Source organism: Streptomyces sp. SAJ15, from assembly GCF_007595705.1.
GTDB lineage: Bacteria > Actinomycetota > Actinomycetes > Streptomycetales > Streptomycetaceae > Streptomyces.
Map to the genome: position 1 here is coordinate 165,219 of NZ_NISY01000005.1, position 22,651 is coordinate 187,869.

The window sequence follows — 22,651 nt, forward strand, 5'->3', positions numbered from 1 at the left end:
GGCGGCGGTTCTCCAGGACTCTAGGCACATCCTTGACAGCAATACAACCCCCTTACAGACTGTCAAAGGCCCCGTGTACAGAGCGAGGTACCGGGCGCCACAGGGGGGAACCAACGGGGAACGGAGTACCGGGGATGAGTCTGTTTCTGGACGCCGCGCGGGGGAAGGACACCGCTCGGGCACCCATCTGGATCATGCGCCAGGCCGGCCGCTACCTACCGGAATACAACGCGATTAAAGAGCGTCACGGCTTCTGGGAGATGTGCCGAAATCCCGAGCTCGCAGCCGAGATCACGCTCCTGCCGCTGAAGCGATTTCCGCTGGACGCGGCGATTCTGTTCAGCGACATCATGACGCCGCTCGCCGACATGGGCGTGACGGTCGACTTCGCCCCGGGCCCGGTCATCGCCGACCCGGTGCGCACCGAAGCCGACGTGGCGCGGCTGCGGGTGCCGGAGCCGGGCGCCGTGGCGCCCTTCGTCGCCACGGCGGTCCGCATGGTCCGCGAACACTGCCCGGTGCCGCTGATCGGCTTCGCCGGGGCGCCGCTGACCCTCGCCACCTACCTGGTCGACAGCGGCGGCGCCCGCGACGGCCACGCGGCCTTCCGCGGCTGGCTGCACCGCGAGCCGGTGGCCGCGCACCGACTCCTCGCCAAGCTGACCGAGCTGACCATCGGCTATCTGCGCTCCCAGATCGCGGCCGGGGTGCAGGCGGTGCAGCTCTTCGACAGCTGGGCCGGGGCGCTGAGCCCGGCCCTGTACCGGGAGTTCGGGCAGCCGTACGCCGCCCGGGTGCTGGACGCGCTGGGCGAGTCGGGCGTGCCGCGCGTCTACTTCGCGGTCGGCGCCCACCATCTGCTCGCCGACGTCTCCACGCTGTCGGCGGAGGTCTTCGGCATCGACTGGCGCACCCCGCTGGACACGGCCCGCCGGGCGCTGCCCGGCCGGACGCTCCAGGGCAACCTCGACCCCACCGCGCTCACCGCCGAACCGGTGGCCCTGGTCGAGCGGGCCCGCGAGGTGCTGCGGCAGGGGCTGGGCGGCCCGCACCTCTTCAACCTCGGCCACGGGATCCGCCCGGACGCGCCGCCCGACCACGTCGCGCGGCTCATCGAGGCCGTGCACTCCTTCGACCGGCACGCCGCCGCCGAGTGCCGGGAGGCCGCCGAGTGCCCTGAGGCCGCCGCACGCCACGCCGACGACGCCGGGCGCCGGCGCACCGGCACGCCGTACGCCCCGGCCGAGCGACCGACCGAGGCGGGACGGCCCGCCCGGACACCCCGGGGGGCGGACGCATGACCCACCGTGTCTCCCGACCCGCGCCCCATCGCGACCAGGTGCTGGGGCTCATGCTGGACGCCCAGGCCGAGCTGATCGCGGCCTTCGAGGAGTGCGACGGGGCCGCCCGGTTCCGTGCCCAGGACTGGACCCGACCCGGCGGGGGCGGCGGTCACGCCCGGGTCCTGGAGGCCGGCGCCGTCTTCGAGCGGGCCGGGGTCAACGTCTCGGCCGTCGAGGGCGGACGGGTACCGGAGGCCATCCGGGAGGCCCACGGGCTGGACGCGGACTCCGGGTTCTTCGCCACCGGACTGTCCACCGTGCTCCACCCGCGCAACCCCTGGGCCCCGTCCTTCCACGCCAACTTCCGCTACTTCGAGGTCGACGGGGACCGCACCTGGTGGTTCGGCGGCGGCGCCGACATGACCCCCTGCTACGGCTTCGAGGAGGACGCCCGCCATCTGCACCGGACGCTCAAGGAGTGCTGCGACACCTACGACCGGGCGTTCTACGCGGACGCGAAGAAGGCGTGCGACGACTACTTCCACCTCCCCCACCGCGGGGAGGCCCGGGGCGTCGGCGGCATCTTCTTCGACCATCTGCACCCCGAGGGACCCGATGGCTGGGACCGCGGCTTCGGGCTGGTCCGGCGCGGCCTGGACGCGCTCCTGCCCGCCTATCTGCCGATCGTGCGGCGCCGCATGGACACCCCGTACGGCGAGCGGGAACGGCGCTGGCAGTTGCACCGGCGCGGCCGCTACGTCGAGTTCAACCTGGTCTACGACCGCGGGACCCAGTTCGGGCTGCAGACGCGGGGCAACACCGAGGCGATCCTCATGTCGCTGCCGCCGATGACCGCCTGGAGCTTCGACCTGCGCCCGGAGCCCGACAGCCCCGAGGCCCGGCTCTCCGACTTCCTGCGGCCCCGCGACTGGCTGGCCCTGGAATCCCTCGAACCGGCAGAGACCCGACGATGACGGCGCTCGTCATAGGAGTGAGCCACCGCGTCGTCCCGCCGGCGGTCCTGGAGCGGTTCGCGCTCACCGCACCCGACACCGCCATGCTGCTGGACCGGCTGTCCGCGATCCCCGCGATCGCGGAGGCCGCCGTCCTCGCCACCTGCAACCGAGTGGAGATCTACGTCGAGACCGGGCAGCCGGACCCGGAGCCCTACGCCGTCGCGGCCCCCGGCCCGGGAGCCGGACCGCACGACGCCGCCGTCGGCGACGCGCTGGCCGGGCTCGGCGCCCTCACCGGCAACTCCACCGAGGAACTGCGCACCCACTGTTACGTCCACCGGGGGCCCGCGGCCGTCGAGCACCTCATCCGGGTGAGCTGCGGCCTGGACTCCATGGCGCTCGGCGACGCCCAGATCCGCGGGCAGATCCGCGCCGCCTACACCCTCGCGGCCCACCACGGCAGCGTCGGACCCGTGCTGCACGGGCTGTTCCAGCACGCCCTGCGGGCCGGCAAGCGCGCGGAGAGCGAGACCAGCGTCGGCCGGTCCGCCGCCTCCATGGTCGGCGTCGCCCTGGACGTGGCGGCCGAGGCCGTGGGATGGCTGGCCGGCCGCCGGGCGCTGGTCGTCGGCGCCGGGACGCTCGGCGCGCTCAGCGCGGCCTCGCTGCACCGCGCCGGGGTCACCGACGTCACCGTGGTCAACCGCAGTCCGGAGCCCGCCCGCCGGCTGGCGGCCCGGCACGGCCATCGCAGCGCCGGTCTGGAGGAGTTGCCCGCGCTGCTGTACGACACCGACCTCGTCCTCTCCGCGACCGGCGCCAGGGAGCCCGTCGTCACCCGGGAGCTGGCGGCCCCCGCCCTGGCCGGGCGGGCCGCCGACCGCGGCCCGCTGGTCCTCGTCGACCTGGCCCTCCCCCGCGACGTCGATCCGGGCCTGGCGGCCGAGCCGCGGGTACGGCTGATCGACCTCGCCGCGCTGGACACCCGGTTGAAGGAGACGGCGGCCCTGGTGCCGGTGGACGACGCGTACCGCATCGTCGCCGAGGAGACCGCCGCCTACCACGACGGCAGGCGGCGGGAGCGGGTCACCCCGCTCATCGTCGCGATGCGCAGCAACGCGCTGTCCATCGCCGAGGCCGAGGTGGATCGGCTGCTCGACCGGGCGCCGGCGCTCACCGGCTCGGTGCGCGGCGAGGTGGAGCGCACCGCCCGTCGGATCGCGGAGAAGCTGATGCACCGGCCGACGGTGCGGGTGCGGGAGATGGCCGCGCAGCCGGACGGACACGCGTATGTCCAGGTGGTCCACGATCTGTTCGGGCCGGCCGAGCCGGCGGGACCACCCAGGCCGGGGACGACCGCCGAGCCGACGGGATCGCACGGGCCGGGGACGAGCGCCGAGCCTACGGGACCACCCGGCCCCGGGACGACCGCCGAGCCGACGGGACCACCCGGCCCCGGGACGACCGCCGACCCGTCCGAGCCGCCGGGGCCACCGCCCGCGCCGACATCCGCGACCACGCCCGCGACCCACCCCGCACCGAAGACCGGAGGCGACCGACCATGACGACCGGCATCTCGACCCGGACCCTGCGCATGGGCACCCGGCGCAGCGCCCTGGCCCTGGCCCAGTCGGCCGGCTGCGCCGAACGGCTCACCCTGCACACCGGCGTGCCGGTGCGGACCGTCGGCATCACCACCGAGGGCGACACCAGCACCGCGGCCATCACCTCGATGGGCGGCACCGGGGTGTTCGTCCAGGCGGTGCGGAGCGCGCTGTCGGCCGGGCGGATCGACTTCGCCGTCCACTCCTACAAGGACCTGCCGACCGCCGTGCCCGAGGGGATCGTCGTGGCGGCCGTACCGGCACGAGAGGATCCGCGCGACGCGCTGGTCACCGCGGACGGCCGCCGGCTGGACGAGCTGCCCGACGGCGCCCGCGTCGGCACCGGATCGCCGCGCCGCGCGGGGCAGTTGCTGGCGCTGCGCCCCGGCCTGGAGGTGGTCCCGCTGCGCGGCAACGTGGACACCCGGCTGGGCCGGGTGCACTCCGGGGAGCTGGACGGGGTGGTGCTGGCGGCGGCCGGCCTGGCCCGGCTGGGACGGCTCGGCGAGGCCACCGAACTGCTCGCCCCGAGCCGCTTCGTGCCCGCCCCCGCGCAGGGAGCGCTGGCCGTCGAGTGCCGCGCCGACGACCCCGACCTGGCCCGGCTGCTCGGCGTGCTGGACGATCCGGCGACCCGTACCGCGGTCGCGGCCGAGCGGGCGGTGCTGGCCCGGCTGGAGGCCGGGTGCAGTGCGCCCGTCGGCGCGTACGCCCGGGTGACGGGGGCGCCACCCGGCGCCGAACTCGACCTGACCGCCGTCCTCACCTCCACCGACGGCCGGCTGCGCACCCTGCGCACGCTGCGCGCCGCACCGCCCTACGAGGCCCCGACCGTCGGCCACGACCTGGCCGACGCGCTGCTGAAGGCCCACGCACGCATCGAGGGAGTCGCCCCGTGACCCTGTACACCGAACCGCCCGCCGAACCTCCCGGACCGCGGCGGCCCACCGTCCGCCCGCGGCGGCTGCGCGCCACCGCCGCGCTGCGCGGGCTGGTGGCCGAGACCCGGTGGCATCCGCGGCAGCTGATCCTGCCGCTGTTCGTCAAGGAGGGCGTCGAGGCGCCGCAGCCGATCCGTTCGATGCCCGGCGTCGTCCAGCACACGCTGGACTCGCTGCGGAAGGCCGCGCGCGAGGCGGCCGACGCCGGCGTGGGCGGGCTGATGCTCTTCGCCGTCCCCGAACGCAAGGACGCCACCGGCTCGGAGGCGTTCCGGCCCGACGGCATCCTCCAGCGGGCCATCCGGGAGACCGTGGACGAGGTCGGGGACGAGACCGTCGTGATGAGCGACGTGTGCCTGGACGAGTTCACCGACCACGGCCACTGCGGTCTGCTCACCCCGGACGGCCGGGTGGACAACGACGCCACCGTGGACGCCTACGCGGCGATGGCGGTGCTGCACGCGGAGGCCGGGGTGCGCGCCGTCGGACCGAGCGGGATGATGGACGGTCAGGTGGGCGCCATCCGACGTGCCCTGGACGAGGCCGGCCACCCCGACGTCGCCATCCTCGCCTATACGGCGAAGTACGCGTCCGCGTTCTACGGGCCCTTCCGGGACGCCGTGGAGTGCGATCTGCGCGGGGACCGCAGGGCCTATCAGATGGACCCGGCGGGCCGGCGCGACGAGGCGCTCCGGGAGCTCGCCCTCGACGTGGCGGAGGGCGCCGACCTGGTGATGGTCAAGCCCGCCCTGGCCTACCTCGACATCGTGCGGGCGGTGGCGGACACCTCGCCCGTGCCGGTGGTCACATACCAGATCTCGGGTGAGTACGCGATGGTGGAGGCCGCAGCCGCCCGGGGGTGGCTCGACCGGGAGCGGGTGATCCGGGAGACCCTCACCGCCGTCCGCCGGGCCGGCGCCGACGCCGTCCTCACCTACTGGGCCCTGGAGGCCGCCCGTTGGGCCGCCGACGACGACCTGTGACACCGACGGCCGGGGGCCGCCGGCCCCCGGCCGGGGCACCCGCGGCGAAGGCCCGGCGCCGACCGGCCGTATGGCCGACCGACTGACGGGCTGACCGGCTGGCCGACTGACCGACTGACCGCTGGTCGACGCGGCGGCCGGCGCGACGGCACGGTCGGGCGCGCCGTGGCGCGAGGCGCGCGGACCGGCCCGCCCGGGCCGGTCCGTGGCCGAGCAGTCCTGGATGGAGCCCGGCCAGCCCAGCGGCCCGGCCCCGGCCGCCCGTGTCAGCCATGCGGCCTCTCGAAGACGTCCGCCGTCGGGCCCCTTCCGGGCCACGCGTCCCGGTGCGCCACCCGGCGCCGGCGAGACCCGGACGGACGCCCGGAGTCCGGCCTTCTCAGGGCCGACGGGCGCGGGCGCTCCCGTGAGGCGGGTTCAGGGGCGGGTCAGCCGGAGGGCGTCCTCGCGGCTGAGGAAGGCGAGTCGGGCCCGCTTCTCGGGGAGGTAGACCTCGGGGATGTCGATCTCGGGCAGGGTGACCTCGGGGCCGGTCACGAAGCCGGAGCGGACGAAGCGGGCGATGGCCTTCTCGTTGCGGGCGTCGGGTTCGACCACGATGCGCAGCACCTCGGGGTCCGCGAGCGTGAAGCCGAGCAGCGCGCACATCACCGCGGCGGTGAAGCCCGGGCGGGCACCGCCCTCGGCGGGGCCGAGCATCAGGTGGGCGCCGATGTCGCCGGGCTGGACCTCGTAGCACTCGCTGACCCGGTCGGCCTCGGGCTGGTACGTCTGGAACAGCGCCACCGGCTCGCCGTCCAGGCGCACCAGGAAGGCGTGGTGCGTGCTGCGGGAGTCCAGGTCCTGGTAGATCTCCCGCACCTGCTCGCGGCTGAGCTCGCGCATCCCCCAGAACCGGGCCCGCTCCTCCGACGCCCAGGCGTGGATCACGTCGATGTCCCGCGCGGGGTCCACGGGGGTGATCCGGACCGTCCCGAAGCCCTCGACCGTCTGCTCGTACGCGGCGGCGCGGGCGGCGGGCCCGGTGGCCTCGGGGGTCCGCGGGACCTCGGTGGCCTCAGTCGTCATGTCTCTCCTCGATCAGGTGGTTCCAGTCGGTGATCACGGGGGCGAGCCCGCCGCGCACCCACAGCGGCAGTTGGTCACGGTGGTGGGCGTCGCCCGGCACTCCGGAGGCGCCGAAGGGGACCACCCAGAGGCTGTCCTCGCGTCGCGCCAGGTCCCAGACGTAGCGGGCGGCGGGGCCACGGGCGCTGAGATCGGTGGCGCCGGGGACGCTCATGGTGGACAGCACGCAGTCGTGGTCGCCGGAGAGCCCCGGCCACTCCTCGGCGGGCTCGTCCGGCAGGGCCTGCCAGGGGGCGAGCCGGTGCAGTTCGCCCCAGGTGACGGGGGCGGCGTCCGAGCCGGCGGCGGCCTGCTCGGCGGCCACCTCCTCAAGGGCGGATCTGGCGGCCTCGGCCCGGTCGATGCCGGGCAGCAGCTCGGTGGTGAGCAGGGTCTCCAGGGCGAACGCGACGCGCGGCAGCAGCGCCAGCCAGGGCCAGAAGACGTGCGGATACGGATAGGCGAACGCGGCGGGGTCGGCCAGCGCGGACAGGTCGGGGTGGGCCGCCAGCCGGCGCACCACGGCCGAGCGCACGGCGGCGTACGCGGCGGCGTCCGTGCTGTCGGCGTCCATCCGGCGGTCCCAGCGGAGCAGCCGGTCGCGCAGCCGGGCGGCGTCGGGGCCGAGTCCGCTCACCTCGCCGAGCAGGTCCAGCAGGCGTCGCGCGGAGGCCAGGTGGGTGTCGGTGTGGATGGCGGCCATGTCGCCGGCGGACCAGTCGGCGGACGCCGCGAGAAGTTCCCCGATCCGCGCCGCGCGGTGCGGCGGGGCGAACTCGACGCCGAGCGGGCCGGCGAGGCCCCGCTGGTTGGCCATGACCGCGTACCCGTCGACCGGCTCGCGCGGCGGTTCGTGCCAGCCCTGCCACTCATGGCCGGGCTGCCACGCGGGCACGGCGCGCAGCCGGTTGTCGCGGTGGCGCAGCGGGACGGCGCCGGCGACGCGGTGCAGCAGCCCGCCTTCGGTGTCGGCGGCCTGGACGACGTTGACCGGCTCGGCCCACTGGTCGAAGGCCCGGTCGACGTCGGCGACGGTCCGGGCCCGCAGCAGCGCGGGCAGCGCGCCGAAGCCGAGCTCGCCGCGGACGCGCGGGGGGTAGCGGAGGCTGATCGCCCGGCCCGCGCCCTCCGGGTCGGCGGTGCCGTCGGGGCCCTCGGTGGTCTCCGGGCCCCCGACGATGACGGGCCCGCGCTCGGTCTCGATGATCTCGACCTGGACCGGGTCGCCGTTCGCGACCTCGATGGTCTCGACGTGCCGCGTGGCGGGGCGCCAGCCGTCCGGGCCGAGGGCCTCCACCTCGTCGGCGCCCGCGCCGCGGCGCAGCCGCTCCTGGTAGAGGTCCTGGTAGTCGGCCATGGCGTTGGTGATGGCCCAGGCCACCGTGCCGGTGTGGCCGAAGTGGGCGAGGCCGGGGACACCGGGCACGGCGAGGCCGACCACGTCGTACTCGGGGCAGGCGAGGTGGATCTGCTGGTAGACGCCGGGGTCCTCGATGAACCGGTGCGGGTCGCCGGCGATGAGGGCGGCGCCGGTGGCGGTGCGGTCGCCGGCCACGAGCCAGCCGTTGCTGCCCGAGGTGCCGGGGCCGTCGGTGGCGAACAGCTCGATGGCCTCGTCCCCGAGCCGGCGGGCCACCTCCTCGCGCCAGAGCTTGGTGGGGAAGCCGGCGAAGAGGATGTGGGTGGAGAGCCAGACGCCCAGCGGGGTCCAGGGCCGCCAGTGCCCGGGGGTCAGCCCGGTGGCGGCGAACTGGGGGGCGCGGCGGGCCCCGGCCGCGAGCCCGGCGTTGACCCCGTCGACGTAGGCGGTGACCCAGGCGGCGGTGTCGGCGTCGAGGGAGCGGAAGCAGCGCCGCGCGGTGTCCTCCAGCCGGGCCTGCCGGGCGAAGCGGTCCCAGCCGACGGCTTCGACGCCCAGGAAGGCGGCCGTGGTGCCCCCCACGCGGTGCCGCTCGACCTCGAGTTGCCAGGCCCGGTCCATGGCGGCGTTACGGCCCTGGGCGAAGGCGAGCTCGTGGGGGCTGTCCGCGCGGAGATGGGGGATCCCCCAGGCGTCCCGATAGACCTCGGTACTCACACGTAACTCCCCATCTCCTTTAGGTTAGGCTGGCCTAACTTAAAGGACCGTTGCACGGAAAACAATTTCGCACGGGGATTCGCCCGGGAAGACTCCCGACCGACGTCCCGGTCGATGGGGAGGAGCAGGCAGTGGGGCATGGCTGGGAGGGCGTCGTCCTCAAGCTGATGCGGGGCAAGGACTTCGTGTTCACGGTGACCGGCGCCGAGCAGGTCACCGAGCGGTACCGCCGGGTGTCGCTGACCGACGGCGGGATGCTCGCCGCCACCGGGGTGCACCCGACCATGTGGGTGCGGATGTGGTTCCAGGACGCGGGCAAGCCGCACCAGCGGGCCTACACCCTGGTGGACCCCGACCCGGCCGCCGGCACCTTCAGCCTGGAGTTCGCGCTGCACGACGGCCGCGCCAGCGACTGGGCGCGGAAGGTCGAGCCCGGTGACACGATCGAGGCGACCGTCCAGGGCACCGGCTTCACGATGCCCGACCCGCTGCCGTCCCGGCTGTTCGTGATCGGCGACCCGGCGTCGCTGCCGGCCGTCAACTCGCTGCTCGACGCGGTCGGCGAGGTGCCCGCGACCGTCTGGTTCGAGACGCCGCACGCCTCCGACCGCGAGCTGCCCTTCCGGGTGCGCCCGGACCACCACGACCTGCGGCTGGTGGAGCGCCGGGACGCCGGCGCGCATCTGGTCCGGGAGGTGAAGGCGGCGCTGCCGGGGCTTCTCGCGGACACGGCCAACGCCTACGTCTGGATCGCCTGCGACGCCCTGACCACCCGCACCCTGACCTCGTTCGTGCGCAAGGAGCTGGGGCTGCCCAAGGACCGGGTCAACGCCCTCGGCTACTGGCGCACGATCTGAGCCGCCCGCCCCGAGAACGACACCGTGCCCGCCCGGCGAGTTCGCCGGGCGGGCACGGTGCTCGTGTGGGGAGAGCGCACGGGGGGCTTCGGTCGTCCGACGCCCGGTTCAACGGGCGCCGGACGCCTCGGCCGTCGAGCTCACGCGGGGTCAGCCGACCTTGATGCCGTAGCGCCAGAGGCTGTTCACCCGGGCCCGCTCGGTGGAGTTCGGGTAGGCGTTGGTGCAGGACGGGCCGGGGCCGCCACCGGACATCAGCTCGCTGCACGGGCCGCGGTAGTTGTCCGGCAGACCGAGCACGTGACCGGTCTCGTGGGCGGTCACACGGGTGGAGTCGTACTGCTGGTTCTGGCGGTAGTCCAGGAAGATGTAGCCGCGGCCGTGGCCGTCGGTCGAGGCGTACGAGCCGCGCGAGTCGTTGCCCTCGTAGTAGCGGAAGTCCGCGTTCGAGCCTTCCTGGAGCTTCACGTTGGAGACCGAGGAGTTCCAGATCTGCGCGCTACGGGATATCTGGGCGCGGAAGCTGGGCGCGCTGGAGGCGTTGTAGACCACGGTGACGGCCGTGGCGCCCGGGTTGGCGGCGCGCTTCTTGGCGACCGACTTCATGACGGCCTGGTAGAACGCCTTGTTGTTGGCGGCGTTCTCCTTCGAGCCCTCGTACTGGGCGTACGAGGAGACCGCCGCGCTCTTGGTCGCGGTGGTGGTCTGTGCGGTGGCGCTCTGGGCGGGGACGGCGGCCAACGTGGCGGCGGCCAGGCCCAGTCCGGCAAGAGCGGACAGCGCGGTCCTGCGGTGTCTCATGGGGGGCTCCTACTCGTCTGAGACGGGTTCGGTACCCGGATCGTCGGGGACGGTGGGGCCCCTGGGGATGATGTCAACCGGCGATAGCCTCATCGCATCACCGTCGGACACCGGTGCGAGAAAGGTGAAACCCGTATCTGAATTCGCTGGTGTGACTCAGGCCACCGCCTTACTCTCAGTGCATGGAGCTGGAGGTGAGACACCTGCGCGCGATCTGCGCGATCGCCGACACCGGGAGCCTGCACCGGGCGGCCCGCCAGCTGGGGCTGACCCAGCCCTCGCTGACCACGCAGCTCCAACGCATCGAGAACTCCCTGGGCGGGATGCTCTTCTCGCGTGAGCGCACGGGCTGCCGACCCACCCCGCTGGGCAGCGTGGTGCTCAGCCGGGCCCGGCCGCTGATCGCCGAGATGTCCGCGCTCATCACCGAGGCCAAGGCGGCGGCCGCCCGGGCCGCCGGCCCCCGGCTGCGGATCGGCTCCACCGCCAGCCGCGCGCTGCCCGGTTGGCTGAGCCGGCTGCGGGTGCGGCTGCCGGACACCGAGACCACCCTGCACATGGACGTCTCGGCGCAGCGGCTGCTCCGCCTGGTCGCCGCCGGACAGTTGGACGTCGCCTTCGTCCACGAGGTGGAGGGCTCCCCGCTGCGCGTGCCGGAGGGCCTGACCCTGGAGGTCCTGGTCGAGCGGGAGCCGCAGTTCGTCTCCATGGCCGTCGACCACCCCGCCGCGCGGCGGCCGGTGGTCGACCTGACCGACCTCGCGGGCGACCGCTGGATGGCCGACCCGACGGTGGACGGCGAACTGGACGGCTTACGAAGGGTGCTGAAGGACGCCGGGCTCGACCCGCATGTGCTGCACGGCGACTACCTCACGGCGTCCACGCTGGTCGCCGTCGGCGAGGTGGTCACCCCCTGCCAGCCGACCTCGCGGTCCCGCTCCGACATGGTGATCCGGCCGCTGCGCGGCGACCCGCTGGCCGTCCGGCTGCTGCTGGCCCGGCGCGTCGGCCCGTACCCCGAGGACATGGACGCGATCTTCGCCGACCTGGACGCGGCCTACTGGGAGGCGGCCTGGCAGTCCGCCGCGTACCGCCAGTGGCTCATGAGCTCGGGCGTGGACCGCGTGCCGACGGCCGGGGCGGCCGGCCCGACGGTTCCGGGTCGGTTCGGCACGGCGCGCGAGCGGGTCGAGGTGGCGGGCCGCGGCGCGGCGCGGCCGACCGCGCGGGACGACCACGCCCCGACGGTTCCGGGTCCGCTCGCGCCGGTGGCGGGCGACGGCCCCCCGCCGGCGGGCGTGGTGCCCGCGGCGGGCCGCCGTCTGCCGCGTCCGCGGCTAGGGCTCGACCCAGTTGTGTGAGCGGGCGATGTCCAGCACCCGCTGACGGATCAGCAGGATCTGCGCCGCGGTCAGCTCCGGGGCGGCCTTGAGGAACGCCTCCGTCACCTCGCCGAGCAGCTCCTTCTCGGAGAGCACGTCGCACAGCGGCTCGTCCTCGGGCCCGACATGCTGTCGGCCGGCGCCTTCGACGGCCGGCGCGGCCCGGCGGGTGGCGTGCGCGACGCCGCCCGCGGCGGCCGGCCGATCCAGGATGCGCACGCTGGACGCCTTCAGACCGCGGTCGCCGGTGTCGATCTCGAACTCGACCAACACCCCGGGGCGGAGCAGCGACTTGTCGTCCAGCAGATCGTTGACGTGCATGAAGACGTCTTCGCTGGCGGAAGTCGACGAGATGAACCCGTACCCCCGGAACTCGTCGAAGTTCAGCACCTTGCCCGTCGCCGTCGCCACACCAACCCCACAATCACTCGCCGGCCACAATCCACACAACACGCCCAATGCGCCGCTCCATCCTTGCCGCTGCCGGGCGGTGGGGTCAACCTGCGCCGGCTCAGCCGGACAGCGGCAGCGCGACGGTGATGTCGATCTCGACGAGCTGGCCGGGGACCCCCGGCACGGCCACGCCCAGCAGAGTGCTGGCCGAGGTGCACGCCGGTGCCGCTTTTCCGTGCGCTCAGGCCCGTAGGGCGTGCACCACGCCGTCGTCGTTCCCGATGAAGACCAGTCCGCCGGCGACCGCCGGGGAGGACTTGATGTCGGCGCCGGTGCGGAACCGCCAGCGTTCCTCGCCGCTGCCGGCGTCGACCGCGTAGAGGGTGCCGCTCTTGGCGCCCACGTAGACGACGCCGCCGGCGACGGCCGGGGAGGAGTAGACGATGTGGCCGACCTGGTAGGCCCAGCGGCGCTCGCCGCTGGCGACGTCGACCGCGTACAGCCGGCCGTCGTCGCTGCCGACGTGGGCCGCGCCGCCGGCGATCGCCGGGGAGGAGCCGACGCCGGCGCCGGTACGGAGGCGCCAGCGCGGCTCCCCGGTGTCGGCGTCGAGCGCGTACAGGCTGCCGTCGTAGCTGCCGACGCAGACGACCCGGCCCCACATCGCCGGGGAGGACTTGACCTCCCCGCCGGTGGGGAACCGCCAGCGCCGCTCGCCGGTGCGGGCGTCGATCGCGTAGAGGCCGCGGTCCCTGCTGCCGACGTAGACGACGCCCGCCGCCACCACGGGCGAGGAGCGCACCCAGCCGTCGGTGGGGAAGCGCCAGCGCCGCTCCCCGGTGCGGGCGTCGATCGCGTGCAGATGGCGGTCGTCGCTGCCGACGTAGACGACCCCGCCCGCCACGACGGGAGAGGAGTTGACCTCGCCGTCGGTGTCGAGGCGCCACTTCTCCTTGCCGGTCGCGGCGTTCACCGCGTAGAGCGCGTAGTCGGCGCTGCCGATGTAGACGACGCCTCCGGTGACGGTGGCGGAGGAGTAGACGCCGTTGCCGGTGGTGAACTGCCAGCGGATGTCGCCGGAGGCGGCGTCCAGGGCGTAGAGGCTGCCGTCCTTGCTGCTCGCGTAGACCACGCCGCCCGCGGCCACCATGGCGGCGGTGACCGCGCCGCCCGTGGTGAACCGCCACGCCACCCGCCCGGGCGTGCGTCGCGAGTCGCCGGAGTCCCGCCCGGGGCTGTCGTCGACGCCGTCGCCCTCCCCCGCGTCCAGCAGTCGCCGGGCGCCGAGGCCGGTGGCCGCGGCGACGACCGTGCCCACGAGCGCGGCCAGCACCCGTCGCCGCGTGGCCGCGCGGCCGCCCGCCCCGGCGTCCGATCGGCCCGGTGGCGGGGCCGCCGGGCCGACGCCGTCGCGCGGCGGGGCCCCCTCCCGTACGGCGGGCGGTACCGGGTCGGACGCCGTCGGCCCGTACGGGGTCCCGGCCTCGCCGCCCGGTCCCGCCGGGCCCCCGACGAGGGGCGCGGCGCCGGGGCCGGTCTCCGCTCGGTCGGCGCGGCCGTCGGGGGGCGGGCCCGGGACGCCGGGGGCCTGGCCGGCCCGTGCGGCGGCGGCGCGGGTGTGCGCGCGGTCGACGGCGTCGGCGACCGGCGTGGGCAGCCAGTGGGCGCCGCGGAGGGCGAGCACCACGGTCTCCGCGCCGGCGCCCGGGGCGTGTGACGCGGCATCGGGGACGACGCGCTCGGCCAGCTCGCGCAGCAGCTCCGGGACGGTGGGGCGGGCGTGCGGGGCCTTGGCCAGACAGCGGTCCACGACGGGGCGTACCTCCTCGGGCACGTCCGTGAGGTCCGGCGGCTCGTGGACCGCGCGGTAGCCGAGGGCCGGGGTGGCGCCCTGCCCGAACGGGCCGCGGCCGCAGGCGGCGAAGACGAGGACGGCCCCCAGGCAGAACACGTCGGCGGCCGTGCCCACGGGCTCGCCTCTCAGCTGCTCGGGGGCCATGAAGCCCGGGGTGCCGACGACGAGACCGCTGCGGGTGAGGGTGCCGGCCGCCTCCGAGGCCACCGCGATGCCGAAGTCGATGACGCGCGGGCCGTCGGCGGCCAACAGCACGTTGGACGGCTTGAGGTCGCGGTGGATCAGCCCGGCCGCGTGGATGGCCTGGAGCGCCTCGGCCAGCCCGGCGCCCAGCGCCCACACCGAGCGCGCCGGCAGCGGGCCGTGCCGGGCGACCGCCTCGGCCAGCGAGAGCCCGGGGACGTAGAGCGTCGCGAGCCAGGGCGGGACGCTGCGCGGGTCGGCGCCGACCACGGCCGCGGTGAAGGCGCCGCTGACGGCCTGGGCCGCGGCCGCCTCGCGGGCGAACCGGGCGCGGAAGCCGGGGTCGTCGGTCAGCTCCGGCCGGATGACCTTGACGGCCACCGCGCGCCCGCCCGGGGAGCAGCCCAGATAGACCCGACCCATGCCGCCGGCGCCCAGCCGGGCCGTGATCCGGTAGGGCCCCACCCAGCTCGGGTCCCCGGCTGTCAGCGCTTCGAGCATCGGCGTTCCCCCCACGCGGTGCCCCCTCAGGGAGCCGGCCGCCCTCCCACCGTCGTCATGAATGGTGTCCGGAAACCCTCCCTCCGACACCCGTGGTGGGCGACCGGCTCCCGTCGCGTCAGCGGTCGACGGCGTCGGGGCAGAGCCGGCGGGGCTCCGTGTCGCCGCGGAGCCTGGCGTCCACGCAGCCGCCGGGCAGGCCCTTGTGGGCCGAGGTGCCGAAGTTGGCGGTGACGGTGAGGGTGCCGTCGCCGAACTCGGTGCGCTGCACCAGCCGGTCGGCGGTCAGGGTGCGGAAGTCGGTCATCGGCTCGGTCCCGGCGGCGCGGTGCAGCGGCGCGAAGTACTTCTGCAGCGCGGCGAGCTCGGCGCCCCGCTTCTCGATCGACGGTCCGTCGAGGACGACGTTGAGGGGGGTGTTGTAGAGCATCGCCAGCAGCGCACGGGTCGTCTTCTGCTTCGGCAGCTTGTCGTACGACAGCTCCCAGCGCTCGGTGTTGACCAGGGAGTCGTGCAGCGCGGTCTCGTACAGCGGGACGCGGTAGGCGGGGTCGTACATCGCCTTGGCCACCGCCGCGGGGAGCTCGGCGGGCTTGAAGAAGACGGCGGGGGCGTTCGCGGGCGCGTAGCCGCCCCACTTCTCCTTGTCCTTCTGGACCTGCCAGAGCCCGTCGGCGACCGGGGTGCCGGAGCCGTGGTCGAAGGCGAGCACCTGGTTGGCCCAGCCGCCGGCGGACTCCGAGCCGAGCACCAGGCGGTCGCCGGCGGACAGCCGCTCCATCCGGGCCAGGCGGTTGGCGCGGTCGCGCGCCCGGTTCATGGGGTGGGCGGGGTCGTGGTCGCGGAACAGCTCGCCGGCGGCGTCGACGTCCAGGAAGTAGCTGTCGGCGCCGTTGGCGGTCATGGCCCGGGTGCGGTTCGCGAGGTGGTGGCGGGTGGGTTCGGCTCGCTCGAACGCCTCGGTGCTGAGGTAGCAGCCGCGGTCGTGGAAGCCGGGGACGGGCTTGCCGTCGGCGCCCTGGACGCAGAAGTCGGGGTAGACCGGGTCGGGCCAGACGGAGGTGGGGGCGTCCGCGGTCTTCGGGTCCTGGCCGTTGGCGAAGGAGTCGTAGGGGCCGACGAGGTAGCCCGCCTTCTTGGCGGCGGTGACGGCCGCCGCGTCCATGGGCCGGTCGTCGGCGTCATAGCCGAGCCACATGCGGGAGACGCCCAGCGCGCGCAGCCGTCGCACCCCCTCGGCGGTGCGTGCCTCGCCCCACAGGTAGGCGTGGAAGGCGCCCAGGAGCTTCCCGGTGGCGGGGGTCTGCCGGATCTTGTCGCGGAGGCTGCCGAGCTGTCCGTGCTCCTTGAGCCAGCCGCGGTAGTCGGCGGCGGGGGCGACGGGGGAGCCGTCGGTGAGCGCGAAGGCGACGGTGTACGCCCTGGTGCCCTCGGCGCGGGAGAAGTGGTGGGTGGCGGTGGTGCGCAGCCGGCCGCGCTCGGAGGTGAACCGCAGCGAGGTGCCGATGTCGGTGGGGACGAGGTAGCCGACGCCCAGGCCCTTGCCGAGGGTGTGCCCCCACAACGGTAGGGACAGCGCCGACTCCATGGCCAGGTCGGCGTCGGTGAGCTGGGCCTCGGACGAGTTCCAGAAGCGGTCGGCGAGGGGGATGGAGAGCCCCTCGCCGCGCGGCAGTTGGACCGCGGAGGCGGTGCGATCGGTGCCGGTGACCGGCCAGGCCAGCCGGGAGTCGGTGCCGCCGGTGGCCGTGTGGGTGACGAGGAGGCGGCCCCGCTCGGTACGGGCGGTGACGGTCAGCCCGCGGTCGGGGTAGCTCCAGCGGGCGCCGCCCTTCACCGGGGTGGCCCGACCGGGCCGGCCGAGGTCGGTGGCGGCGGGGGCGGACAGCTCCACGGCCCGGCCGCGGGTGTGGGCGGTGACGCGCAGCGAGACGGTGTCGACGGTGACGGTGCCGCCCCGCACGGGGAGGTCCAGGACGTGCCCGTGGAGGTGGGCCGTCGGCGCCGCCACCGGCCCGGCGTGGGCGGTGGAGACGACGGGGACGCAGGTCATGGACGCCGCCAGGGCCACGGCCGCGGCGCGGGCGGTGCGGGATGAGGTGATGGTGCGCATGGGGACTTGATAACGAGCGGTTGTAAGAGGCTTTCTAAGAAGCGGCCTCGGGGGCTGCCTCGGGAGCGGCCGCGGAGGCTGCCTCGGGAGCTGGCTCGGGGACCGTCCAGGAAGCGGCCTCGGGGACCCTCCGGGACTTTAGGAAGCGGCCTCGGGGGCTTCCCGGGGTGCGGCCTCGCCGGGCAGCCGCAGCCGGAAGCGGGCCCCGCCGTCCTCGGGCCGTTCCGCGGTGAGTTCGGCGCCGTGCGCGCGGGCGATCTGCCGGGCCATCGCCAGCCCGAGCCCGGAGCCGGGCAGGGCGCGGGCCTCGCGGGAGCGGTAGAAGCGGTCGAAGACGTACGGCAGGTCCGCGGCGGCGATGCCGGGGCCGTGGTCGCGGACGGTGAGCTCGACGGTCCGGCCGGAGAGGGTCAGCGCCACCTCGACCGGGGTGCCGGGCGGGCTGAACTTGGCGGCGTTGTCGAGCAGGTTGGACAGCAGCCGGGCCAGCCGGGCCGGAACGCCGCGCACCACGCACGGGGCGAGCTCGGCGCCGAAGGAGGTGTCCGGCCAGTGGCCGCGGGCGTCCTCGACGCAGCGGGCCGCCAGTCGGTCCAGCCGCAGCGGCTCCACCAGCGGCTGCGGCTCCTCGTCCCTGGCCAGCTCGATCAGGTCGTTGACCAGCCCGGTGACCTCGCGTAGCTGCCGGCCGAGGGCACCCGCGGCCCGGTCACGCTGGGCGGGGGTGAGTCGCTCGGCGCGGGCCAGCAGCTCGGCGTTGGTGCGCAGCGCGGTGAGCGGGGTGCGCAGCTCGTGGGAGGCGTCGGCGACCAGCCGGCGTTGGGCGGCGACGGACTGTTCGAGCTCGCCGAGCATGGTGTTGAAGCTGTCGGCGAGCCGGGTGACCTCGTCCCGGCGGTGGGCCTCGGCCGCGGGCAGCTCGATGCGGTGGGCGGGGTCGCGGGTGGCGGCGATCCGCTCGGCGGTGGCGGTGAGCCGGGTGACCGGGGCCAGCGCCGCGCGGGAGGCGAGATAGCCGAGGACGGCCGCCAGCAACACCCCGGCGGCGCCGACGGCGGCGAGCAGCCCGCCGGCCCGCCGTACGCCCTGGTCGACGGTGTCGGCGCGGATGGCCAGCTGGAGCGCGCGGTTGCCGGGCTGCGGGGTGGTGAGCATCCGCATCCGGTGGCCGCGCAGGGTGATGTCGCTGTAGTACGCGGCGCGGCCGCCGGCCGCGACCTGGCGGGTGGCCTCGCCGACCGGCAGCACCAGGTCCTCGTCGCGCGGGCCGCCGGGGGTGCCGGTGCGGTCGGTGACGATCTGCGCGCAGGCGGGCGCGGCCAGCCAGACGCACTCCCCGTACAGCGGTCCCGGCCCCTGGCCGCGCTTCTCCTGGTGGACGAGGGTGGCCTGCTGGGTGAGCTGGAGGTCGAGCTGGCGCACCAGCTCGTGGCGGATGACGACATAGGCGGCCGCGCAGCCGCCGAGCGCCACCAGCGCCACCGCCGCCGAGGTGATCAGCGCCAGTCGGGTGCGCAGCGGTCTGCGGCCGAGCCGGGGCGGACGCCACGTCAGCCGCAGCCGGGGCGGACGCCACGCACGGCGGGGGCGCGGGCGGCGGGGGCGCGCGGCGCTCACCGCTCCGCCAGTTCGTAGCCGACGCCGTGCACGGTGTGCACCAGGCGCGGGGCGCCGCCGGCCTCCAGCTTGCGGCGCAGATAGCCGATGTAGACGGCGAGCGAGTTGGAGCCGGGCCCGAAGTCGGTGCCCCAGACCCGCTCCTGGATCAGCTCGCGCGGCAGCACCTGGCCGGGGTGGCGGAGCAGGATCTCCAGCAGCGCGAACTCGGTTCGGGTGAACTCCAGCCGCCGCCCGTCGCGGACCCCGGTGCGGGTGGTCGGGTCGACGGTGAGGTCCGCGAAGGACAGCAGTCGGTCGGCGGCCTCGGCCGCGGCGGGCTCGGGGGCGGCCCGGCGCAGCAGCGCGCGCAGCCGGGCCAGCAGCTCGTCGAGGGCGAACGGCTTGACGAGGTAGTCGTCGGCGCCGGCGTCCAGCCCGGCCACCCGGTCGCTGACCTGGTCCAGGGCGGTGAGCACGAGGACCGGGGTGCGGTCCCCCAGCGCGCGCAGCCGGCGGCACACCGCCAGCCCGTCGAGCACCGGCATGGCCACGTCCAGCACGAGGGCGTCGGGCGGGTCGGCCGCGACGGCGGCGAGCGCGGCCAGCCCGTCCGCCGTCTCGCGGACCGCGTAGCCCTCGACGGCCAGCCCGTCGGCGACGGCGGCCCGGACCTCGGGGTCGTCGTCGACGACGAGCACGGTCTTGGTGGCGGCGGCGGGCATGGGCGGGGTCTCTCTGTGGCGTGGATCTTCCCTACCCTGTCAGAAGCGTCTCTTAGAACCTTCTTAGGGGGCGTCTGCGGGTCCGTTGTGGCTGGTCGCGCGGCTCCCCGCGCCCCTTCGGGGCCCTTCCTCGCTGAGGGTGAAGCGCTCGGTGCGCCAGGACCTGGGGGCCCACCAGGTGGTGCGGCCGAAGACGGCCATCAGGGCGGGGACCAGGAGGCAGCGGACGATGGTGGCGTCGACGAGCACGGCCAGGGCGGTGCCGAGGCCGAGCATCTTGGTGAGGGAGATCTGCGAGCTTCCGATGGCGATCATGACGACGGCGAGCAGGACGGCCGCGGCGGTGATGACGCCGCCGGTCTGCGAGACGCCGGCGAGGACGGCGCCGCGGTGGTCGCCGGTGCGCTGGTAGTTCTCCTTGATCCGGGAGAGCAGGAAGAGGGAGTAGTCCATCGACAGGCCGAAGGTCAGGCAGAACATCAGCACCGGCAGCGAGGTCTCGATGAAGCCGGTGGGGGTGACCCCGAGCAGGCCGCTGAGGTGGCCGTCCTGGAAGACCCAGACGGCGGCGCCGAACATCGCGGTGAGGCTGAGGGCGTTGAGGATCACGGCCTGGAGCGGCAGCACGAGGGAGCCGGTCATCAGGAAGACCATCAGCAGGGTGACGACGACGATGAAGAGCAGCGCGTAGGGCAGGAGGTCGCCGATGACGGCGCGGCTGTCCACGAGCATCGCCGCCTGGCCGCCGACCTTCACGTCGAACGGCGTCTCGACCGCGCGCACGTCCTCGACCAGTCGCTGGCTCTCGGCGGAGATGTCCTCCACGTCGTGGGCGGGCCAGACCGTCAGATAGCCGGTGCCGGACACGGTGCGCTGCGCGGCGATGGCGGGGGTGGGCGGCGCGACGCGCTCCCCCGCCCGGTAGCTGCCGGTGGGGGCGTCGACGCGGGCCACCTTCGACACCTTCGACAGCCGCGCGGCGTAGGTGCTCAAGGAGTCGGCCGGGGCGTCCTCCACCAGCACGTCGACACCGCCGGTCGGGCTGCCCGCGAAGGACTCCCTGATGGTGTCGTGTACGGCCCTGGCCTGCGCGGAGCTGCCGAGTTGGCGGTCGTCGACGGTGCCGAACTCCACCTTGAGGAAGGGCAGCCCCAGGAGCACCAGCAGGGTGGTGACGGAGACCGCCACGACCGGGCCGCGGCGCATCACGCCGCCGGTGAGGGCCCGCCAGCGCCGGTCGGCCGCCGCCTCGCGGGCGGCCGGGTCGCCGCGGACGATCCGCAGCGCGTTCACCCGGTGGCCGAGGAGCCGCAGCAGGGCGGGGAGCACGGTGAGCGCGGCCAGCGCGGCCAGGATGACCACGGAGATCCCGGCGTAGGCGAACGAGCGCAGGAAGTACATCGGGAAGATCAGCATCGCCGCCAGCGAGACCGCCACCACGAAGGCGGAGAACAGCACGGTGCGGCCGGCGGTGTGCAGGGTGGCGCTCAGCGCCGCGGACGGGTCGGGGTCCTTCTTGAGCTCCTCCCGATATCGCCGGACGATCAGCAGCGCGTAGTCGATGGCGAGGCCGAAGCCGAGCGCCGTGGTGAGGTTCTGCGCGAAGATCGAGACGTCGGTGAACTCGGTGATCAGGAACAGCACCGCGCTGGTGCCCATGATGGCGATGACGCCGATGGCGAGCGGCAGCAGGGCCGAGACCACGCTGCCGAAGGCCAGCACCAGGATGACCAGCACGATCGGCAGCGCGATGACCTCCGCCTTGACGAGGTCGTCGGCGGTCTGGCGCTGTGCCTCGTTGCGGACCGCGACGGTGCCGCCGAGGGAGACGTCCAGGTCGCCGATCCGGCCCTGGTAGTCGTCGTCCAGCCGGTCGAACACCTTGCCCGCCTGTGTCTCGTCGCCGGTGATGCGGGCGACGATCAGGGCGTGCCTCCCGTCCTCGGCGCGCAGGGCCGGGTCCTCGCGCTGCCAGTAGTGGACGACGCCGGTGACCCCCCGCTCCGCCGCCAGCCGGTCCGCCAGTCGGGTGCCCTGCGCGGCGACCTCGGCGTCGTCGGCGCCGGTGTCGGCACCGGTGTCGACGAGCAGCACCAGGTTGGGCCGGCTGGCCGGGAACTTGGCGTCCATCACCTTCGCCGCCCTGCTGGACTCGGCGGCGGGATCCTCGGTGCCGCCGAGCTTCAGCCGGTCGGTGAGCCCGCCGCCGACCAGCACGGCGCCGATCAGCAGCAGGACGGTCAGGGACAGTAACAACCGTGGACGTGCGGTGATGCGCAGCAGCAGTGACATGCGGTACCCCAATTCAGCCTGGATGCGAGGAGCGGGACTCGGTTCAGGTCGGGTCGGGACGGGCCGCCGCCCCTGGAGCGGGGCCGGGGGCGGACGACCGGGCGCCCCGGGCCGGGCCGTGAGCCCGGTCCGGGGCGCGCCCCGGGTGCGGTCAGGGCTTGGTGACCGCGAAGACGAAGGCGGAGCCGAACTTCACCAGGCGGTAGTTGACGAAGCCGGCCTTCTCCAGCTCCTCCGGCAGCGTCGAGAGGTCGGTGCGCCGGATGCCGGTCAGCTTCACGCCCAGCTTGCTGGTGGGGTAGTCGTTGAGCGCGAAGGTGGAGGCGGTGTAGACCCCGCCCGGCTTGAGCAGCCGGAAGACCTCCCGGTAGGCCGACTGCGGGTCGGCGTACAGGTGCAGCGAGCCGGGGTTGCTGACGCCGTCGAAGACCTCGTCCCGGAACGGCAGCCCGCGCACGTCGCCGCGGACCAGCTCCACGTTGGGCCGGCCCACGGTCTCGTGGAGGGCCTTCTTCAGCATCGCCACCGAGATGTCGAGGCCGACCACGGTGGCGTTGGGCACCGCGCCGGCCAGCCGGTCGGTGAAGTAGCCGGCGCCGCAGGACAGGTCGAGCCAGGCGCCGGTGCGCTCCTCGTCCAGCTTCAGCCAGTCGTTGTAGACCTGGAACTCCTCGGCGTAGCTGGGCACATGGCTGCCGAAGCCGGCGAACAGCCGGGCGAAGAAGGGCCGCATGGCGACCTCGTAGAGCCGCACGAACGCCTTGGACTCCATGAGCTTCTGGGCGGTCGTGGGGGCGGCCGGGTCGGGCTTCCCGGCCTCCTGGATCATGTCGATGAAGCCCTCGGTCGCCGTGGAGGTGCGGCCGCAGGAGGTGCAGGCGATCTCCAGGGCCGAGGTGCGCTCGATCGTTCCCGCGCAGGCGGGGCAGGCGAGGAGATCCAGCAGCTGGACCGGCATGGGTGGTTCTCGCTTTCCTTGACAACGGGTGGGGTGCGGGTGGT

16 protein-coding genes and 2 pseudogenes are annotated in these 22,651 nt (G+C 74.8%); 7 read left to right on the plus strand and 11 right to left on the minus strand.

Translation table 11 applies throughout. The features are described 5' to 3' along the window. Positions 1-134 precede the first annotated feature (134 nt). The 5 genes from hemE to hemB are packed head-to-tail and all read left to right on the plus strand — an operon-like array spanning position 135 to position 5,767. Entirely contained in the window at positions 135-1,301 is a 1,167-nt protein-coding gene (gene hemE / locus CD790_RS16060; protein WP_144383909.1) for a uroporphyrinogen decarboxylase, read from the plus strand. Beyond that, positions 1,298-2,257: an oxygen-dependent coproporphyrinogen oxidase gene (gene hemF / locus CD790_RS16065; RefSeq protein ID WP_144383910.1), complete on the plus strand. Its 960-nt coding sequence runs from the start codon at positions 1,298-1,300 to the stop codon at positions 2,255-2,257. The genes hemE and hemF overlap by 4 nt, the downstream gene beginning before the upstream one ends. Further along, complete coding sequence (gene hemA / locus CD790_RS16070) at positions 2,254-3,804, plus strand: glutamyl-tRNA reductase (RefSeq protein ID WP_144383911.1); 1,551 nt, start codon at positions 2,254-2,256, stop codon at positions 3,802-3,804. The genes hemF and hemA overlap by 4 nt, the downstream gene beginning before the upstream one ends. After that, a complete protein-coding gene (hemC, locus tag CD790_RS16075; RefSeq protein WP_144383912.1) occupies positions 3,801-4,742 on the plus strand; it encodes a hydroxymethylbilane synthase in 942 nt (313 codons plus the stop codon). The genes hemA and hemC overlap by 4 nt, the downstream gene beginning before the upstream one ends. After that, positions 4,739-5,767 (plus strand): porphobilinogen synthase, encoded by a 1,029-nt coding sequence (gene hemB, locus CD790_RS16080; protein WP_260867619.1) that lies wholly within the window; start codon positions 4,739-4,741, stop codon positions 5,765-5,767. Before hemC ends, hemB begins: the two co-directional genes overlap by 4 nt. A gap of 417 nt (positions 5,768-6,184) precedes the next feature. Here the strand turns inward: hemB and CD790_RS16085 are convergent, their stop codons facing one another. Beyond that, positions 6,185-6,835, minus strand: a complete 651-nt coding sequence (locus CD790_RS16085) for a GNAT family N-acetyltransferase (RefSeq protein WP_144383913.1) — start codon at positions 6,833-6,835, stop codon at positions 6,185-6,187. After that, positions 6,825-8,951 (minus strand): penicillin acylase family protein, encoded by a 2,127-nt coding sequence (locus tag CD790_RS16090; protein WP_144383914.1) that lies wholly within the window; start codon positions 8,949-8,951, stop codon positions 6,825-6,827. The genes CD790_RS16085 and CD790_RS16090 overlap by 11 nt, the downstream gene beginning before the upstream one ends. A 131-nt stretch (positions 8,952-9,082) precedes the next feature. Here CD790_RS16090 and CD790_RS16095 point away from each other — a divergent pair, with 131 nt between their 5' ends. Then, on the plus strand, positions 9,083-9,808 hold the full coding sequence (locus CD790_RS16095; protein ID WP_144383915.1) for a siderophore-interacting protein: 726 nt from the start codon (positions 9,083-9,085) through the stop codon (positions 9,806-9,808). A 150-nt stretch (positions 9,809-9,958) separates the two neighbouring features. Here CD790_RS16095 and snpA read toward each other — a convergent pair whose 3' ends face one another. Beyond that, positions 9,959-10,609 (minus strand): snapalysin, encoded by a 651-nt coding sequence (gene snpA / locus CD790_RS16100; protein ID WP_144383916.1) that lies wholly within the window; start codon positions 10,607-10,609, stop codon positions 9,959-9,961. Between the two features lie 182 nt (positions 10,610-10,791). Here snpA and CD790_RS16105 point away from each other — a divergent pair. After that, positions 10,792-11,716, plus strand: a pseudogene (locus CD790_RS16105) (LysR family transcriptional regulator); the annotation flags it as partial. A 230-nt stretch (positions 11,717-11,946) separates the two neighbouring features. Here CD790_RS16105 and CD790_RS16110 read toward each other — a convergent pair. The 8 genes and pseudogenes from CD790_RS16110 to CD790_RS16145 all read right to left on the minus strand — a co-directional run bounded on the left by CD790_RS16110 (position 11,947) and on the right by CD790_RS16145 (position 22,607). Then, positions 11,947-12,402: a cold-shock protein gene (locus CD790_RS16110; RefSeq protein ID WP_144383918.1), complete on the minus strand. Its 456-nt coding sequence runs from the start codon at positions 12,400-12,402 to the stop codon at positions 11,947-11,949. 100 nt (positions 12,403-12,502) lie between these two features. Beyond that, positions 12,503-12,607: pseudogene (locus CD790_RS35785) on the minus strand (RidA family protein); the annotation flags it as partial. A gap of 18 nt (positions 12,608-12,625) precedes the next feature. Then, positions 12,626-14,923 (minus strand): PQQ-binding-like beta-propeller repeat protein, encoded by a 2,298-nt coding sequence (locus tag CD790_RS16120; protein WP_144383919.1) that lies wholly within the window; start codon positions 14,921-14,923, stop codon positions 12,626-12,628. 118 nt (positions 14,924-15,041) lie between these two features. Continuing rightward, positions 15,042-17,036 carry a glycoside hydrolase gene (locus tag CD790_RS16125; RefSeq protein ID WP_144383920.1) on the minus strand — a complete coding sequence of 665 codons (1,995 nt, stop codon included), beginning with the start codon at positions 17,034-17,036 and terminating at the stop codon, positions 15,042-15,044. Between the two features lie 138 nt (positions 17,037-17,174). Further along, positions 17,175-18,554 (minus strand): HAMP domain-containing sensor histidine kinase, encoded by a 1,380-nt coding sequence (locus CD790_RS16130; RefSeq protein ID WP_144384108.1) that lies wholly within the window; start codon positions 18,552-18,554, stop codon positions 17,175-17,177. A gap of 95 nt (positions 18,555-18,649) precedes the next feature. Then, entirely contained in the window at positions 18,650-19,357 is a 708-nt protein-coding gene (locus tag CD790_RS16135; protein ID WP_144383921.1) for a response regulator transcription factor, read from the minus strand. Between the two features lie 63 nt (positions 19,358-19,420). Next, on the minus strand, positions 19,421-21,649 hold the full coding sequence (locus CD790_RS16140) for an MMPL family transporter (RefSeq protein ID WP_144383922.1): 2,229 nt from the start codon (positions 21,647-21,649) through the stop codon (positions 19,421-19,423). A gap of 151 nt (positions 21,650-21,800) precedes the next feature. Next, the gene (locus CD790_RS16145) at positions 21,801-22,607 is read right to left on the minus strand and encodes a class I SAM-dependent methyltransferase (RefSeq protein WP_144383923.1); all 807 of its coding nucleotides are present in this window, start codon (positions 22,605-22,607) and stop codon (positions 21,801-21,803) included. Between the last annotated feature and the right edge of the window lie 44 nt (positions 22,608-22,651).

Bases quoted from the DNA above. Each gene is read 5' to 3' on its own strand.
- CD790_RS16125 (WP_144383920.1), bottom strand. From the start codon at position 17,036: ATGCGCACCATCACCTCATCCCGCACCGCCCGCGCCGCGGCCGTGGCC.
- CD790_RS16120 (WP_144383919.1), bottom strand. From the start codon at position 14,923: ATGCTCGAAGCGCTGACAGCCGGGGACCCGAGCTGGGTGGGGCCCTAC.
- hemF (WP_144383910.1), top strand. From the start codon at position 1,298: ATGACCCACCGTGTCTCCCGACCCGCGCCCCATCGCGACCAGGTGCTG.
- CD790_RS16140 (WP_144383922.1), bottom strand. From the start codon at position 21,649: ATGTCACTGCTGCTGCGCATCACCGCACGTCCACGGTTGTTACTGTCC.
- CD790_RS16145 (WP_144383923.1), bottom strand. From the start codon at position 22,607: ATGCCGGTCCAGCTGCTGGATCTCCTCGCCTGCCCCGCCTGCGCGGGA.
- hemA (WP_144383911.1), top strand. From the start codon at position 2,254: ATGACGGCGCTCGTCATAGGAGTGAGCCACCGCGTCGTCCCGCCGGCG.
- hemC (WP_144383912.1), top strand. From the start codon at position 3,801: ATGACGACCGGCATCTCGACCCGGACCCTGCGCATGGGCACCCGGCGC.
- hemE (WP_144383909.1), top strand. From the start codon at position 135: ATGAGTCTGTTTCTGGACGCCGCGCGGGGGAAGGACACCGCTCGGGCA.
- snpA (WP_144383916.1), bottom strand. From the start codon at position 10,609: ATGAGACACCGCAGGACCGCGCTGTCCGCTCTTGCCGGACTGGGCCTG.
- CD790_RS16135 (WP_144383921.1), bottom strand. From the start codon at position 19,357: ATGCCCGCCGCCGCCACCAAGACCGTGCTCGTCGTCGACGACGACCCC.
- CD790_RS16085 (WP_144383913.1), bottom strand. From the start codon at position 6,835: ATGACGACTGAGGCCACCGAGGTCCCGCGGACCCCCGAGGCCACCGGG.